At 31.4% G+C, this 17873-nt stretch carries 15 protein-coding genes; 5 read left to right on the plus strand and 10 right to left on the minus strand.

Translation table 11 applies throughout. From position 1 onward, the window contains the following. Positions 1-8: 8 nt before the first annotated feature. A complete protein-coding gene (locus HGI79_RS12530) occupies positions 9-1139 on the minus strand; it encodes a zinc-dependent alcohol dehydrogenase (protein ID WP_185651026.1) in 1131 nt (376 codons plus the stop codon). A gap of 621 nt (positions 1140-1760) precedes the next feature. Here HGI79_RS12530 and truA point away from each other — a divergent pair. Beyond that, complete coding sequence (gene truA / locus HGI79_RS12535) at positions 1761-2498, plus strand: tRNA pseudouridine(38-40) synthase TruA (protein ID WP_185651027.1); 738 nt, start codon at positions 1761-1763, stop codon at positions 2496-2498. A gap of 128 nt (positions 2499-2626) precedes the next feature. On the opposite strand, the gene HGI79_RS12540 is transcribed toward truA, so the two are convergent. Continuing rightward, positions 2627-3742, minus strand: coding sequence for a DUF5667 domain-containing protein (locus HGI79_RS12540; RefSeq protein ID WP_185651028.1), 1116 nt, complete (start codon positions 3740-3742; stop codon positions 2627-2629). Positions 3743-4095: 353 nt separating this feature from the next. Here HGI79_RS12540 and HGI79_RS23500 point away from each other — a divergent pair, with 353 nt between their 5' ends. After that, a complete protein-coding gene (locus HGI79_RS23500; RefSeq protein ID WP_185651029.1) occupies positions 4096-6162 on the plus strand; it encodes a methyl-accepting chemotaxis protein in 2067 nt (688 codons plus the stop codon). Positions 6163-6232: 70 nt separating this feature from the next. Here HGI79_RS23500 and HGI79_RS12550 read toward each other — a convergent pair whose 3' ends face one another. From HGI79_RS12550 to HGI79_RS12580, 7 genes are all read right to left on the minus strand, one after another. Further along, complete coding sequence (locus tag HGI79_RS12550; protein WP_185651030.1) at positions 6233-7009, minus strand: AAA family ATPase; 777 nt, start codon at positions 7007-7009, stop codon at positions 6233-6235. Positions 7010-7029: 20 nt separating this feature from the next. Next, positions 7030-7203, minus strand: a complete 174-nt coding sequence (locus tag HGI79_RS12555; RefSeq protein ID WP_185651031.1) for a hypothetical protein — start codon at positions 7201-7203, stop codon at positions 7030-7032. Then, a complete protein-coding gene (gene cooS / locus HGI79_RS12560; RefSeq protein ID WP_185651032.1) occupies positions 7203-9125 on the minus strand; it encodes an anaerobic carbon-monoxide dehydrogenase catalytic subunit in 1923 nt (640 codons plus the stop codon). Before cooS ends, HGI79_RS12555 begins: the two co-directional genes overlap by 1 nt. A gap of 93 nt (positions 9126-9218) precedes the next feature. Beyond that, the gene (locus HGI79_RS12565; RefSeq protein WP_185651033.1) at positions 9219-9686 is read right to left on the minus strand and encodes a 4Fe-4S dicluster domain-containing protein; all 468 of its coding nucleotides are present in this window, start codon (positions 9684-9686) and stop codon (positions 9219-9221) included. 557 nt (positions 9687-10243) lie between these two features. After that, the gene (locus HGI79_RS12570; protein ID WP_185651034.1) at positions 10244-12190 is read right to left on the minus strand and encodes a sigma 54-interacting transcriptional regulator; all 1947 of its coding nucleotides are present in this window, start codon (positions 12188-12190) and stop codon (positions 10244-10246) included. Between the two features lie 285 nt (positions 12191-12475). Next, positions 12476-13600, minus strand: a complete 1125-nt coding sequence (locus HGI79_RS12575; protein ID WP_185651035.1) for a DUF5667 domain-containing protein — start codon at positions 13598-13600, stop codon at positions 12476-12478. Between the two features lie 266 nt (positions 13601-13866). Then, entirely contained in the window at positions 13867-14181 is a 315-nt protein-coding gene (locus HGI79_RS12580) for a hypothetical protein (RefSeq protein WP_185651036.1), read from the minus strand. 252 nt (positions 14182-14433) lie between these two features. On the opposite strand from HGI79_RS12580, the gene HGI79_RS23275 reads away from it, so the two are divergent. Together HGI79_RS23275 and HGI79_RS12585 are read left to right on the plus strand one after the other, a co-directional pair. Further along, complete coding sequence (locus tag HGI79_RS23275; protein WP_278046707.1) at positions 14434-14556, plus strand: hypothetical protein; 123 nt, start codon at positions 14434-14436, stop codon at positions 14554-14556. 59 nt (positions 14557-14615) lie between these two features. Next, on the plus strand, positions 14616-15350 hold the full coding sequence (locus HGI79_RS12585) for an MBL fold metallo-hydrolase (RefSeq protein ID WP_185651037.1): 735 nt from the start codon (positions 14616-14618) through the stop codon (positions 15348-15350). 64 nt (positions 15351-15414) lie between these two features. On the opposite strand, the gene HGI79_RS12590 is transcribed toward HGI79_RS12585, so the two are convergent. Next, a complete protein-coding gene (locus tag HGI79_RS12590; protein ID WP_185651038.1) occupies positions 15415-15594 on the minus strand; it encodes a hypothetical protein in 180 nt (59 codons plus the stop codon). Positions 15595-16095: 501 nt separating this feature from the next. On the opposite strand from HGI79_RS12590, the gene serC reads away from it, so the two are divergent. Further along, positions 16096-17178, plus strand: coding sequence for a 3-phosphoserine/phosphohydroxythreonine transaminase (gene serC, locus HGI79_RS12595; protein WP_185651039.1), 1083 nt, complete (start codon positions 16096-16098; stop codon positions 17176-17178). Positions 17179-17873 lie beyond the last annotated feature (695 nt).

Consider the following 17873-nt stretch of genomic DNA (forward strand, 5'->3'; position numbering starts at 1 on the left):
CAAGTTTCCTAAGGCTTTAATAAAACCTTTATGCAGTTATCAAGCTTCTTATCAAATAATTCATAGGCTTTTCTACCCTCTGCAAGGGACAGTTTATGAGTTATTATATCCGTAGCATCAAACTTATTATTTTTTATTAAATCTAAAATACGATCTACGTATGAATGTGCAGGACACTGACCCATTTTTAATGTAATGTTTCTGGCGAAAAAGTCTCCAAAAGGAAAGTTATTATATCTGGCTCCATAAACACCTACAACGGATACTGTTCCACCTTTTCTTACAGCCTGAGATGAAATCTCAATAGCTGACTTTGAACCGCCCTGAAGTTTTAGTATAGTTTCAATTTTTTCAGTAGTAGACATTTCACCATCCATACCAACACAATCGATTACTACATCTGCACCACCATGGGTTATTTCTTTAATATATTCTCCAGTGTTATCATAATCACTAAGGTTTAACACTTCTACATTATTGAACTTCTTTGCATGCTGAAGCCTGTAGTTAATATTATCCACTGCTATAATTCTACTTGCACCCATATAGGCAGCCCATTTTTGTGTAAGCAAGCCAACAGGTCCACAGCCTAAAACTACTACAGTATCACCACTTTTTACACCCCCATTTTCTACTCCCCAATAGGAGGTTGGAAGTATATCTGTTAGGAAAAGAACCTGTTCATCTGTAAGTTCTTCAGGGATTATTCTAGGGCCTACATTGGCATAGGGTACTCTTAGATACTCTGCCTGCCCACCATCATATCCACCCATAAGCTCACTGTAACCAAAGATTCCACCTACTTCACCATGTTCATTTGAATTATCACATTGACTCCATAAATCATGATTACAATACCAACAGTGCCCACAAGCTATTGGAAAAGGCACAATTACTCTATCACCTTTTTTAACCTTTGTTACATCCTTACCAGCCTCTTCAACAATACCCATAGCTTCATGTCCGATAATAAATCCCTTAGGCATTTTAGGGATTCTCCCGCGTATAAGATGTAAATCTGAACCGCAAATGGCGGTAGATGTTATTTTTACTACAATGTCATCGTTTTTAACAATCTTAGGATCTTCTACATTTTGAACTTCAACATTTCTAATACCTTGATATGTTATAGCTTTCATTCTAATACTTCCTTTCAATAAATTATATAGATATTTTCTCAATATCAGTGTAATAATATGTACTATGTTATAGGGTTACATCGTGGAAACTTAACTTATACTACCGAATATGTTGCCAAACTTCAGCACGTTAAAAACTTTTAATCAGTCTAAAGTTCGTGTTTTAAGCAGAGAGCCAAAATCTGTGATTTTGTGCGAATCGCTTACTCATCTGACGTAAGGAAGATGAGTTTCATATAAAATCTAAGAAACTTTGATAAACTAGTACCTCAGTCCGGACCAACTTATCAATTCCCATTGATAAGTCGCTGGTTGAAAGCCATTCAGGCTTTCAACCATATCAAAGCTCCTAAGATTTTCTAAAAACACTTCACTAAGACTGATAAAAAAGTTTTCAAATGTGCTTCAGTTTTGTCAACATATTCCTACGTATAAGTTAAGTTTCAAGCTAGGAACCCTATATTTGGTGAAATATTAAAATTTTACCTAATAACTTTAAGACAAAATTAAAGTTAGATATTAATAAATATAATAGATTTATATTCATATGCAGTATATAATTAATATGTACTTGGGAAAAATTAAACAATGGATAAGAAAATAAATTAAAGGTGGTACTATATGAGAAACTTAAAAATAGCAATTGAGTATGACGGAACTAGATACAAGGGATGGCAAAAACAAAAAGATGGTGTTCCAACTATACAAGATAAAATAGAAAATGTGTTATCTAAAATGACAGGAGAAGGTATTCAAGTAATAGGTTGTGGAAGAACTGATTCAGGGGTACATGCTGAAAATTATATAGCAAACTTCCATACTAATTCTAGCCTTACTATAGATATTATGTTAAATTATTTATATGAATTTTTACCTGAAGATATAGTAGTAAAATCTATGAAAGATACAACGGAAAGATTTCATGCAAGGTACAATGTGAAGTCAAAAACTTATGTATATAGAGTAAATAATAATAAGTTTAGAAACGTATTTAATAGAAAATATGTTTATCACACTGATGAGAAACTTGATTTAAATGAAATGAGAAATGCAGCAGAGGTTTTAATTGGAACTCATGATTTTCAGAGTTTTACTAGCTTAAAGCCTAATACTAAATCTACTGTTAGAACTATCAATTTTATACATATAACAGAAAATCATGGTATGATAGAAGTAGAAGTAAATGGAAACGGATTCTTATTGAATATGGTAAGAATTATTGCAGGAACTCTTTTAGAGGTAGGTAAGGGGAATCTTAAACCAATAGATGTAGAAAAAATATTAAATGAAAAGAAAAGATCAGAAGCGGGGCCCATAGCTCAAGCAAAAGGCTTGTGCTTAAAAGATGTTCAATACTAAGAGTCAACATAAAAAAATACCAATAACCATAATTGATGGATATTGGTATTTTTTTTATTTTAAATATTTATTCTATAGTAATTAAATTTTAAACTATCTTAACTTTTAACTTCTAAGAATTTTATGTATTAGTGTTTAGACTTATTTTCATTTGCTGAATTATTTTCTTTATCATGTTCTTTACTAGCTTTCATTTCTTGACCTTTGTTTTCTTTTGCTGTGTCAGCTTTGCTGTTATTTATAACAGTGGTATGGTTATTAACAGTATTTTCAGTAGTAACATCAGCAGTACTAGTAGAAGTAGTAGTATTATTAGTACCTGTATTTGTACTTGCAGTATTAGTATCTGTATTTGCAGCTGTATTAGTTGTAGTAGTTTCATTATTTGATTCTGGAGCAGTTCCAGTTGTTGTATTGGTATCTTCTGAAGTAGTAGTATTTGCTGCATCCTTAGCTTGTTCTTTTTTGTCTTTCTTAGCTTGTTTCTTTAGTTGACCTACTCCACCTTTCATAGCTTGCTTCTTTGCTTCAACTACTTGACTAAATTTTTCATTCTCAGTGTTTAGAGCCTGCTGAGCTTGCTTTAAAGTATCTTCAGCAGTTTTTATTGCTTGCTCATCACCAGCTTTTTTAGCTTGTTCTAGACTTTTTTCAGCTTCTTTTACTGCCTTTTTAGTTTGAAGTAATATTTGTCTTTCTTTAATAACTGCTGCTATTGCTTCTTTCTTTCTTGTTTGCATTTCTATAACTTGTGATATAGTTTCTTTTGCATTTCCAGAAACTTTGTTTTCTATATTTTTTAAAACCTCTATTGATTTTAGTTGTTTATCAGCTATTTTAGTTTCTAAATTTTTAAGTTCATCTAATTTTATAGCACTATCGGTAGTACCATTAGATGCTTTATCAATGGCATCTGCCACCTTTTCTTGAGCTTCAGTAATTTTATCATTATATTCATTTATTATTTCAGTTGAAAGCCCTGTTTTACCTTTCTCAGTCATTACTTCGCTTTCTCCAAGTCTTTCTTCTGCCACATCTGCTAGAGCTTCTGCCTTCTTATCATCACCGGAAGCCATACTAATCTTCAAGTTATCTAAAGCCTTATCTATAGGGTATACTATAGTGTTATCAGGTGTTATACCCGCTTGATCTGCAAGTGTAGCAGTAGTAGTATCGGCAAATACATTTCCTCCTAAACTTAATGATACAGCTAAAGCTGTGACAAATAATCCTATCTTTTTCATGTTTATTCCTCCTAAAGTTGGTTATCATATTTTTTCATAAATATTTACGGAGGATATTTTATTTTTAGAGGGGTAAGTAATTTTATAAAATTTTCATATACTTAAAATAAGAAACTGTGAAGAATACACCTGTTAACTCTTTGTATAGACTGCCACTGTTGAATTGATATATATTAATTGTTCAAGTATAATATTTACAACATAACTTTTTTATACTTTTTACACAAGGAGTTGATTTATTAATGAAGAAAGGGAGCTATTTACGAAATAAATTGATCTTAATCCTCTTCACATTAATTTTAATTTGTTCATTTTCAATTTATATTTTTACTTTTAATTCTCATGAACAAAAAGTGCGAAATACTAAGCTGGAGTTAAGAGGTAAAATTAAAGATACGGATTTCAAACACAAGCAGGATGATCTAGAAAACATGTTTAAATATATGTATGAAGGTGCAAGAACTATATCACTACTTCCCAGTGTAAGACAAATACAAGGAGGTAATAGGAATTCTGAAGATGAAGATGTGGTTAAACAAGGAAGGTTTTCAGAAGATGCTCAAATTACTGTACAGCAGATTTATAACAATATGGCAGATAACGTTTCGGTTTCAGAAATATATGCAGTTTTAAATGGTTTGGATTATAAAAAAGGACAAGTTCCATTTTTTATGTATGATTCTTTGATTTTACAAAACAATAGTGATAGTAGTTCTGACGAGAAACCTCAAACGGCGGATACGCCTGAAGAAACAGAGCAGTTCGAGTACGAATACTATCCAAAGCAAATAGAAGCTTTGAAAAACAGCTATCCTAGTTTTTCTTATAACAGCTTAGATGATATCCCAGCCGTAATATCACCAGTCCTGAGAACCTGTGATAATTCTCAATATACTTCTATTAGTAAAGGTAATGTACATGATGCTGATGGTATCCTGTATTCCATTCCCTTTTATGGAATAGATAATAAAATTAAAGGTATTATATCTGTAATTTTTAGGACAAATGCATTGGAAGCTAAGCTTTTAAATGTTCCATTTCTAATAATAACTGACGATGATAAAAAGGAAGCTGAAAAACTTAACTTTACAATGCCAAAAGAAAAGAGTAATTTTTTATTATATAATGAAAAATATAATATATACATATATGATAGAAGGAATATAGGTTTATCAGATAAGATATTAAAGGGATTAAAAAATAATGACGAAAATATAATTTTTGATACACTTAAAGTTAAGTCAGATGGAGAGTGGAAACTAGCATACTTAATTGAAGATAATGTGTATGCTAGTGCATTGCTTTCTGAAAATAAATTATACAATATAAAAGTAACAATGATACTCTTAATTACACTTGCAGCTATTGCTATGACAATTTTTATTATTCTAAAACAGGATGAGAAACAAAGATTAAGGGAAGAGAATGAGCAGGAAAAGAAAGCAGTAATTTCAAGCTTTTCAGAAGCAATACAAGAAGTATCTCATGGAAATCTTAATGTGAAGATTCAAGCTGATTCAAAAGGTGAGATTGGTGTACTTGCCCATTATTTTGACAAGCTTACAGAAAACCTAGGATCTATAATAGCAGATGTAAAAACTAATTCTAATATTCTTACAGATCAAAGTCAGCAGCTTGATTTTTCAATAAATGATATTTCAAGTAAATCTGAGGAGTTAACAAATAATGCATATACTATATCCTCAGAAGTTGGAAAATTGTCAGAGACTGTAAGCCAAATATATGATAATTCAAGAAATGCTGCAGCAGAAGCAGGTATTACTAAAAGTTATGCAACTGAAGGCAGTAAATCAATTAATAACACTATACAAAGTATGCGAAATATAAAAAGTATAATTGAAAACAGCGTTGAATCTGTACGGGAACTTGACGAAAAGTCAAAAGCCATTGGGTCTATTATCACAGTTATAAATACTATCGCAAAACAAACAAATTTGCTTGCATTAAATGCAGCAATAGAAGCATCCAGAGCAGGTGAAGAAGGAAAAGGCTTTGAAGTTGTTGCTTCAGAAATCAGAAGACTGGCTCAGATGACAGCAGAGGCTACTGCAAATATAGAAAGTCTGATTAATGATGCACAGAAAAAATCAAACTTTACTTTAAAACAAATGGAAAAAACTAACCATGAAGTTGAGCAGGGGGTTAAATTAGCAGATGAAGCTGAATTGAAATTAGCACAGATTATAGTGAAAATAGAAGAGTTGGTAGATAAAATAGACATTATAAAAGATTTTACCAAGAAACAGACTGGTGTTGCCGTGGAAATTGCACACCATGAAGAACAAATCGCAACAATTACTGCTGAAACAAGCAAAAATATTGAAAGTTGCGTAGAAGCCATAGGAGAATTAAGTGCTATGGCAAAAAAATTAAAGAAAATAACTAGTATATTTAATTAAAAAAATGAGCTGCCCCAAATGATAGGGGACAGCTTACTTTTTTATAAGTGAAATAAGTACTAAATTTTCTTTAGATACCTTCAAAATTACATTTTCTAAGTATGGAATCTACCTTATTAATTAGTTCTTCATCAGCTATATCAGCAGGGGATATACCTTTTAAATCAGCCATAGAAATAGATGTATTATATGGAACTGATTCAAGAATCTCAATGTTTTTTAAAGAATCTTTTATAAAGGTCAATTCTTCCTGGCTGCGAATTTTATTTGCTATGCCATAGATTTTATTAACACCAATGTCCTTAGCCATTTCCTCAATTTTCTTAGCAGTTTCAAGACTTCTTTGACCAGGTTCAACTACTACAATAAAAGCATCAATACCATTAGCAGTTCCTCTTGAAAGATGTTCTAATCCCGCTTCCATATCAATAACTACAGTTTCTTTCATCTTAAGGACCAAGTGGTTAACTAATCTTTTTAGTAACTTATTTTCAGCACAGTAGCAGCCTTCTCCACCTTTTTTTACAGTTCCAATAGCTAAAAAGTTAACTCCTTTATAATTTATAGAAAATCTTTCTGGTATATCACCTACAAAAGGATTTAAAGTATATAAGCCTTGTCCTTTGCCTTTGCCAGAGCCCATTTTATCTTCGATTAATGTTTCCATTTCAGATATAGGTTTAATACTGTGAGTAGTTATATCTATTCCAAGAGCTGAGGCAAAGTTAGCATCTGCATCTGCATCTATTGCAAGCACTTTGTAACCCCACTGTACTAATCTTCTTGATATTAAAGCGGATATAGTGGTCTTTCCAACTCCACCTTTTCCTGTGATTGCAATCTTCATAACGACACTCCTTACTATAGCTAATTTTTGTTCATTTTTCTTTTACAATTACTGCAGTATTTAAATAATTTTAAATTTTCATCAGAGATATTTTCTATTTTTTTCTTTATAAAATCCAGTTTTATTACTTTAATAGCTTCACCACATTTTATGCATTTGTCAATTTTATCGAAGTTATCTACACTGTAGCACATTAGATCACCTCATCCACATTAGAACTTAGGTTTAGACCTGATCTTTTTTCTTCAATAATTTTAAGTAGTTTATTTGCTGCTTCCTCCGGATTCTCTTCAACAATGAAGTAACCATCAAGTATATTTTTTAATTCTGAAGTTAACACATTAGTTACTAGAGCACTTCCTGTCACGGGAGGTGTTAAACCAACATGAAGTGGCATGCCTAAGGTTGTTACCCATGAACCAATAGAAATAGCTTTTTCACTCATTAATTCTGGCGCAGAGGCTACTAAAGGTAATTGATTTAAATCTACACCTAGTCTATTTGCTATTGCTACAGCTAGCTCTACTCCTCTGCTGTTATCTACACAAGAACCCATGTGAAGAACAGGTGGTAGGGGAGCATTAAGTCCAGCTTCATTACCTAAAAGTGTTAATACTGCTTTTAGGGATTCTCCTGCATAAAGTTCTGTTGCCTTGGAGTTCATCATGGAATTTTTAGCAAAAGCTCCGGCTCCACAACCAGTTGCTAAAATTAATACATTATTTTTAAGAAGTTTTTTAGCCATGACTATAAAATTATTATCTTGAGTGATTTTAACATTATTGCATCCAGCAAAAAGTACAATTCCGCGAATATTACCATTAACTATATTATCAATTATAGGACTTAAAGGATCGTTGCTATCTATTTTACTTAATAGACTAACTATGGATTCAGTACTAAAACCAGCAATTATCTGATTTTTTTCTTCTGGTATTAAAACTTTTCCGTTATCACGTCTCTTAAAAGCATCTATTGCTTTTTTAATAATTAATCTTGCATTTTCAGCACCATTCTCATTACTTAATTCAATATGGGTTGCACCTGTTATTTTGGCATCAGGCATGGTGGTAATTAGTTCAGTATGATAACAGGATGATATCTTACCTAAGGATGGCATAATACACTGAACATCAACAATCATTGCTTCAAGTGCCCCTGTAAGTATAGCTAATTCCTGGGATAAATAGTTTGTAGCTAATGGAATACCATGTCTTAATAACACTTCATTTCCAGTACAACATACACCTATTATATTTATACCTTCCTTTGCACCAGCCTTAATGGCTTCTTCCAGCATCACATCAGCCATATCTACAATTATCTCGCTTAGTAAAGGATTGTGCCCATGAACAGCGATGTTTACCGCATCTTTTTTAATAACTCCAAGATTAGCTTCACTTATTACCGGCTCTGGAGTTCCAAACAATACGTCAGATAGGTTAGTTGAAATCTGCATACCAGTATAATCACCTAACGCACATCTAAGACCCGCTAATAAAATATTTACAGGGTCAGCATCTGTACCCATATGAGTTCTAGACATAATATCAGTTACAGAGGATTCAATATTATTTAATGTAATACCAAGGTTTTTTAGTTTTTCAAATCTCGGTGCTGTTATAGTATTTTCAAGCCAATTACAAGCATCATCTTCTATTCTGCTGTAGTCCATTAAGCTGCTGTAGGCTACTTCCTTTGCAATAGTTTGTAGGTCTTTTCCTTCAGTTTCAATATTCAGTTTTTTAGCTATAGCTTTTAATTTAGCGGAATCTTTTATTTCATAGCTTTTAGTTTCTCCCTTTGCTACATGCATAATAGTTTTAGCAATTTCTTTTCCATGGAGAGAGTGAGCCGCAGTTCCTGAGGCTATCATTCTAACTAAGTTTCTTGCAACAATTGTATCTGCATTAGCACCGCAGATTCCTACTTGAGGTTCTTCTCCAAAAGGATTTATTCTACAAGGTCCCTTAAGACAAATTCTACAGCAGATACCTTTTTCACCAAATCCACATTGAGGCTTCATATTTTCGTAACGCTTCCAAACTAAATCTATTTTCTCATTTTCTGCTTTATTAATTAAACAATGATTTGAGCTATTATAACATTCATTCATAATTTTATACTCCTTTAATAATAACAAAGTTGCTTAGTAGATTTTCAAATCAAGTTATGAATAGTTTTGAAAATTTATAATTTCTTAAAACAATTAAACAAGCTTTAAGGCTTTTGTAGGACAGGCAGCATAGCAGGAAGGCTCTTCATCATTCATCTGCCTGTCCGCACACAAATCACATTTGTTTGCAAATTTTTTTGTTTTTAATCCATCATTATAGGTGCCCATGGTAATAACACCATAAGGGCAAGCTTGCTTACATATACCACATCCAATGCATTTGTCATTATTTAGCATTACCACATGATTTTCTCTTGATATAGCTTTAGTAGGGCATAGCTTTTCACAGAAAGCATCTTTGCAATGTCTACAATATGCTGGAATTTTCAAGGATTCACCTTGGGATATTATAATATTAGATTCAATACTTATATTTCCAATAATATTTTCCTTTTCATATTTTTCTGCTTTTCTAGAAGCACAGGCCAATTCACAATTTTTGCATCCTACACAATAAGTTGGATCAGCTTTTAAGAAACAAACCTTCTTTGATTTATTCATATTTATCACCACCCTTGAAATTAAAAATATTAAAAAAATTTAGTTATTAGTTTTATAGCAATTTTTATGCCAAAAAAATAAAATTCGCTAACTAAATGAATAAGCGAATTTTGAATCTTATTATGTTTTACAGTGTAAAATTATTTTACACTGTAAAAAATTTTTTACATTTATCCGATGACTACCCGCTCTAATACTCCCATCCTTATAGGAAACTCCTCTTCAGAGGAGTACTCACAGAGTAAGCGACCATATCAAAATCACAGATTTTGTATGTCTGCTTAACCGATTCGCACAAAATCACAGATTTTGGCTCTCTGATTAACTGGGAGTAAAGAGCGGCTACGTCCCTGGATCATAAGACAAACCCCATCTGATTCAAGTTTCACTTTATTAGACATAAAGTGAATTTTAGTTGAGCCAGTCAAGTGCGCAGCAACCCTTAACTTTCCGATTGTAGAATCGAGAGTTTTAAGCTGGTATTTAAAAAGATAAACAGAGTTATTAATTTCATGTGAGTATTAGAGCGTGTAGTAATAGAATAAAATATATGTTAGTTAATAGAGGATATTGTATTTTTTCATCTTGTTATATAAAGTTTGACGTGTGATTCCTAGTTTATCAGCTGCTGCAGATTTGTTATAATCACATTTTTTTATCATATTTAAAATTAAGTCTTTCTCATGACTTTTAATTTTAGTTTCTGAATTTATGTTATCAAACTGATTGAATTTTTCTGCTGCATTAAGTTCTTTTAATATATGATTTTTACAAATCACTTTTTCATCAACTGAAAAGGCTAGTCTTTTTATTAAGTTTTCTAATTCCCTTATATTTCCTGGCCAAGTATAGTCCATCAATTCCTGCATTCCTTCTTTATCAATTTCCTTTATTTCAATTCCTATTTCTTGACTAAAGCATAATAGAATTTTATTTGCTAAACTAGGAATTTCCTGCCATCTTTCTCTTAGAGAGGGTAGAGCTACATTGATTACATTCAACCTATAGTATAAATCTTTTCTAAATAAACCCTGGCTTATCATTTCTTCTAAATTTTGATTAGTTGCAGTAATAATTCTTACGTCTACTTTCTTAGTAGTTACAGAACCTATTTTTTCAAATTTTTTTTCCTGAAGAAAACGCAATAGTTTAGATTGAATTTCCATTGGAATTTCAGCAATTTCATCTAAGAAAACTGTGCCTCCATCAGCTATTTCTAATTTACCGATTTTGCCATCTTTACTGGCACCTGTAAAAGCACCTGGCTCATAACCAAAAAGTTCAGCTTCAAAGAAGTTCTTAGGTATAGTACTACAATCTATATAAACAAAGGGGTTATTACTTCGCAGGCTTTCGTTATGGATTATTTCTGCAAACATAGTTTTACCTGTTCCGCTTTCGCCTCTTATTAGTACTGTAGCATCGGTTTTAGACACTTTTTTCATATAATTAAGAATTTCCTTCATTTTATCACTGTGTACAATGATATTTTCTATATTTTCAATACCATTTTCCTTTTCCATAGCCTTATTCTTGTAGTAGATCATTTCTTTTTCTAGATCGGATATTCTATTAAGTAATAGTTTAATAAAGTCAGACTCCAGTGGTATGACTTGCCTTAATACTGCCTTTGATTCAAAGATTGGACTTTCAAAAATAATATATTCATTTCCTTTGATAACTTGCTGCCATATAGCTGGCTGTCCTTTAGCCAATACTTGGCTATATTTGGTATGCCATTTTAGAGCTTTTATATTTTTATTTTCTATAGAAAGAGAGTGATTCAATGAAAATTCTCTATATTCTTTATTTATTTTAACTATTACACCATTGCTATCAATAACAGCTAGGTAATTTGGTATACTATCTATTATAGTCTGATTGAAGCTGTTAATCTCTAAGGCATTTTTAAGAGCTTCATTTAGTTTTTCATTGTCTTCAGTAAAACGCTTAGTCTGATATTGTACTAGTTTATAGTTTTTTACTAAGTTTAAAGAATGAACGGTTAAATTCACAAGGTTAATGTCTTTTTTTTCTGAATCAATAAAGGAGTTGTAATGTTTTGTGCTATACGTTTTTTGTGTTACTTCAAATTCACAAAAATCATTACCTAAACTATTACATTTAACTTCTGCTGCATCCATATCTTGATTTGTTATGGTGCTTATAGCTCCTGCTAAAATTCCAGCTTCAAAATAGCATACAGGTTTTCCGATATATTCCATATTGCTGCATGTAAAACATTTGTATAATCTAATTAAAATTTTTTCATCAGATATGTAAGTGATTCTTATTTGGCCTATTCCTAATTCAGTTATCTTTTCTGATAGGATATCGTAATCAGTTATATTTAATTTACTGCCGATATTTTTAGCGGTATTATAGTATAAATCTTCTTCAATTATCTTTAATTTACTTTGGGTATTTACCGTATTTAGTATAGTCTTTAGGCTTTCTTCAAAATCATTATGATTTTCATAATTAAAAATGCTATTATTACTCAAAAGAATTCTCCTTTCCTTTTTAGTTTTTATTAGTATTATATCATAGAAATATGTCGAAAATATGTTTTACTTAACTTACTAGTTTGATTAAATACTTTAAATTATAATATTGTAAAAAACATAGACTATGTTAAATTGTTATTGTCACGTTCTTGTGAATTCTGTAATAAAAAAATACTAATACCCACAACTTGTGGATATTAGTATTTTTTATTTTGAATACTTTACCGTAATTAAATTTAAACAATATTCAACTTTTAACTTCTAAGAATCTTATTATACGTACTAGTGTTTATCTTTATTTCCATTTTCTTTATTATTTTCTTTGCTAGCTTTCATTTCTTGACCTTTGTTTTCTTTTACTGTGTCAGCTTTACTGTTATTTGTAACAGTGGTATGGTTGTTAACAGTATTTTCAGTAGTAACATCAGCAGTATTAGTAGAAGTAGTAGTATCAGTATCTGTATTTGTACTTGTAGTATTAGTATTAGTATTAGTATTAGTATTAGTATCTGTATTTGCAGCTGTGTTAGTTGTAGTAGTTTCATTATTTAATGCTGGAGAAGTTCCAGTTGTTGTATTCGTATCTTCTGAAGTGGTAGTATTTGCTGCATCCTTAGCTTGTTCTTTTTTGTCTTTCTTAGCTTGTTTCTTTAGTTGACCTACTCCACCTTTCATAGCTTGCTTCTTTGCTTCAACTACTTGACTGAATTTTTCATTCTCAGTGTTTAGAGCCTGCTGAGCTTGCTTTAAAGTATCTTCAGCAGTTTTTATTGCTTGCTCATCACCAGCTTTTTTAGCTTGTTCTAGACTTTTTTCAGCTTCTTTTACTGCCTTTTTAGTTTGAAGTAATATTTGTCTTTCTTTAATAACTGCTGCTATTGCTTCTTTCTTTCTTGTTTGCATTTCTATAACTTGTGATATAGTTTCTTTTGCATTTCCAGAAACTTTGTTTTCTATATTTTTTAAAACCTCTATAGATTTTAGTTGTTTATCAGCTATTGTAATTTCTAAATTTTTAAGTTCATCTAATTTTATAGCACTATCAGTAGTACCATTAGATGCTTTATCAATGGCATCTGCCACCTTTTCTTGAGCTTCGGTAATTTTATCATTATATTCATTTATTATTTCATTTGAAAGCCCTGTTTTACCTTTCTCAGCCATTACTTCGCTTTCTCCAAGTCTTTCTTCTGCTACATCTGCTAGAGCTTCAGCTTTCTTATCATCACCGGAAGCCATACTAATCTTCAAGTTATCTAAAGCCTTATCCATAGGGTATACTATAATGTTATCGGGAGTTATACCCGCCTTATCTGCAAGTGTAGCAGAGGTAGTGTCGGCAAATACCTTTCCTCCTAAATTTAATGATACAACTAAAGCTGTGACAAATAATCCTATCTTTTTCATGTTTATTCCTCCTAAAGTTCTTTATCGTATTTTTTTCATAAATATTTACGGAGGGTATTTTATTTTTAGAGGGGTAAATAAAAATATATTAAAAACTAAAATACCTCGTATTGATAGAAATGAAACTACTCACTATTTTCATAGGGCAGTTACTTAAAAAGATTCTCTTGGACGTGTTTTGCTATATTTAATTTATGACAATGCTATTTTTACGCAAAAAAGATGGCTAAAATAGCCATCTAAAAAAATGTGTTAATTATATTGGTTTACTGGTATGTAAAAGATATTGAAGGAATGAACGTATCTGGAACTTTGAAAACTTCACTTATCTTTCTTTCTTCTAAATTGTAACGATATAAGGCATTAGGGTACATTGTTATTCCAAAAAAATCCTTTGATTTAGTTCCTGTAGGAATAGCTACAAAATAAATGTATTGTTCATTAGAACTCAAACATGCTGTATAAGGTTGAGAAAGTTCAATAATTTTGTTAGTTTCTTTGAGTTGTTCCTCAGTTACTTTACTCTCCTTTAAATCTAGCTTATAGAATCCCGTTTCATTCTTTATTTTTTGTAATAACACAAACGGGGAAAATTATTATTTTTATCTTTAACTGAATAACTTTAAAGTTACTTAGTTTATAGATCTTTAAATACTTTAATAAATTGGAAAGTAATAATAAATTTATTCTATAATTGAAGACCTGAAATTGATTAACGTTTAGTATATCTTATTCAGCGAGAAATATTATGCCTTTGGTATTTATATCCATAGATATTATAGTTATAATAAAAATAAGGGATATATTATAAGAACATAGAAGGAGAGAATATAATGTATTTTACGAGATGTAGGTTTTTGGAATGGAAATTATTAGAATTAGAAATTCCTAATGTTGAAAAAGACTTGCATATGCAAGATAAAGAAGTAATATTAAATGCTATTTTAAAAGAATAATTAAAAAGTAAGTGCTCTTACACAATAAAGAAATATTTATTTGAGAGGAGAAAAAATAAATGAAAATAGCTAATGGAGTGGAAATGCTTGAAATATCTACTAATGCTATGGGAATACCCAGTATAGTTAACCCAACACTTATTTGTGATAATGATACAGTAATTCTCGTCGACGCTGGATATCCGGGGCAATTACCCGAAATTCGTGAGGCAATTGAGAAGGTTGGTGTGTCACTTGATAAACTAAATATGGTGATTCTTACCCATCAGGACATTGATCATATTGGAAGTGTTTCCAGTATTCTAAAAGAGTTGCCTAATAGTGTGAAAATACTTGCTCATGAAGAGGAAAAAGCATATATTGAGGGAGATAAGCTCCTAATTAAGACAGCTCAACTAGAAGCCAAATTGAACTCATTACCAGAGGAGATGAGATCAATCTATGAAAAACTCAAAGCCGGTTATCAAAACTGCAAAGTCAAAGTAGATAAAACGTTAATCGATGGTGAGGAGTTACCGTACTGCGGGGGAATTACGGTTATTTATACTCCAGGTCACACTTTGGGGCACATTTGCCTGTATCTTAAACAGAGTAAAACGCTTATAACTGGTGATGTCTTAGTGGTTAAAGGTGGAATACTTGCAAAAGCTTCTTCATTTACTAATTTTGATATGGATTTAAGTATAAAATCTCTGAAAAAGTTAACAAAATATGATATTGAAACAGTAATCTGTTATCATGGTGGTTTATATAAGGATAATGTCAATCAGTGTATTAAAGAATTGGCAAAATAGAAAGACTAAATGTCACATACCAAGGTTCCAGTCCAACTAAAGATAATCTTTTAAGTCCAAGACATTATGCTCTCCACATTGTACCAAAAGGTCCACCTGGATTTACAGCTTTATTTACGATCTTAAAAGTACCTTGGACATTTAAACCATACGGATCATTGGTCAGCGAAGGAAGTAATTCAGCAATTAGAAGATTCCTTACAGGCTTTGCGTACTGATTATAATTGAAATCAGCACTGCCCAATCAATATCTAAAATGAAGGCCGTACAGGTAACGACTGTACAATCAGAGTATCATAAGGAGGTTATATATAATGGAAAATAAAGTTGTAATAATCACCGGTGGAAGCGAAGGTCTTGGTTCGTTGCTCTGTTGTGTACCTAGGGGGCATGGATACCAACTGGCATGAAGAAAGAAATCCTGAATTCTTAAACCCGGAAGACGTAGGAAGATTTATACCTCTATTACGACCTTTGTAATAGGTAATGGTTGATTACTGTGAAATTTCATTTTCAATATACTTAATAATTTTCTCATATTTTAGCAAATTAAACGACTTCCTTAGTTTTTTGCTAACACAGATAATGATTTTATTCCTTTATATTTAAATTGTGTTATAATATTATAAATAAAATATTAAATTTTCAAAAGAACATTTGTGTTTATAGGTGAATATGTTTCTTTATATATATTTAGAAATTTGCCGCTAAACAAGATGTAAAAAACAAAAGGGGGCTTTTTTAAATGTCAAGAGTGTATAATTTTTCTGCAGGACCAGCTGTATTACCGGAAGAGGTGCTTAGAGAAGCAGCAGAAGAAATGTTAGATTATAAAGGTACTGGTATGTCAGTTATGGAGATGAGTCATCGTTCTAAGGCTTTCGAGGGAATCATTGGGGACGCCGAAAAAGCGTTAAGAGACTTAATGAATATACCTGATAACTACAAGGTGCTATTCCTTCAAGGTGGAGCATCTCAACAATTTGCAATGATTCCAATGAACTTAATGAAAAATAGAGTAGCTGATCATATTAACACAGGACAGTGGGCTAAGAAGGCTATTTCTGAAGGAAAGTTATATGGAAAGATTAATGTTATAGCTTCTTCTGAGGATAAGACTTTTTCATACATACCAGATGTAAAGAATTTAAAGATTTCTGATGATGCAGATTATGTTTATATATGTCATAACAACACAATATATGGAACTAAATATAACGAACTTCCAGAAACAGGTGACAAAATATTAGTAGCTGATATGTCTTCAGATATATTATCCGAGCCTGTAGATGTAACTAAATATGGACTTATTTTTGCTGGAGTTCAAAAAAATATAGGTCCTGCAGGAGTTGTTGTAGTAATAATTCGTGAAGACTTGATTACAGATGATGTACTACCAGGTACTCCAACTATGTTAAGATATAAGACTCATGCAGATAATAATTCACTGTATAATACACCACCAGCATATGGAATATACATATGTGGAAAGGTATTTAAGTGGGTTCAAAATAAAGGTGGTCTAGAAGCAATGAAGAAGATCAATGAAGAAAAGGCGTATTTACTATATGATTACCTTGATTCAAGTAGTATGTTCAAGGGAACAGTTGTAAAGAAGGATCGTTCTTTAATGAATGTACCTTTTGTAACTGGTTCGGATGAATTAGATGCCAAGTTTGTAAAAGAAGCTAAAGCTGCTGGGTTTGAAAACTTAAAGGGACACAGAACTGTTGGTGGTATGAGAGCAAGTATATACAATGCTATGCCAATAGAAGGGGTTAAGGCTTTAGTAGACTTTATGAAGAAATTCGAAGAAGAAAACAAATAGGAAGAATTATTAAATAAATTAAGTTTAGGGGGATCAAAAATTTTGATTCCCCTCTTGAATTTAGTTTTCCTTTAAATTTGTGCTAGCACAGATAGTGACTTTGTTGAAAAAATAATTCCAAATGAGAATTTTTTGTTTGTTGGTGAGTCAGATGGTGGTTACCAGTCAAATACATGGACTTTTATTAATATGTCCTGTTATAATAGCAGATATAAAAAAGCTCAATACTCAAGTTGAGTAGTAGGCCATAATATTTGTATTTTAGATAGTTTATGTATCTTTAGTAGATAAACTAAATCAGGCGTGTCTGTATACTTAATATTGAGTATACGTGAAAAATATAGAGAATAACTAAGCTAGTTTTAAATAGGTACACATAAGGACTATATGTTGTAAAATAAAACATGATAGGATAACATTCGTCGCTGAGAAAACGGCAAACAACTGAGCGAAAATTTCTAGTCAAAAATATGTTGACAAAGATTTAGCTTGTGTGATACTATATGAAAGCCGTCAACAACATAATAAGTTACTCAATAATGCAACTGTAGGTTGGTAATAAATTACTAGTTGACAGGCTGAAAGAAGCATGATAAGATGTAAATCCAGTCGCAAGTGAGCGACAAGATCTTTGAAAATTAAACAGAGTGAGATAAGAAAACTTATCTATTAAATAAACCAGCAATTCTTTTGAG

Source organism: Clostridium sp. DJ247 (assembly GCF_014231265.1).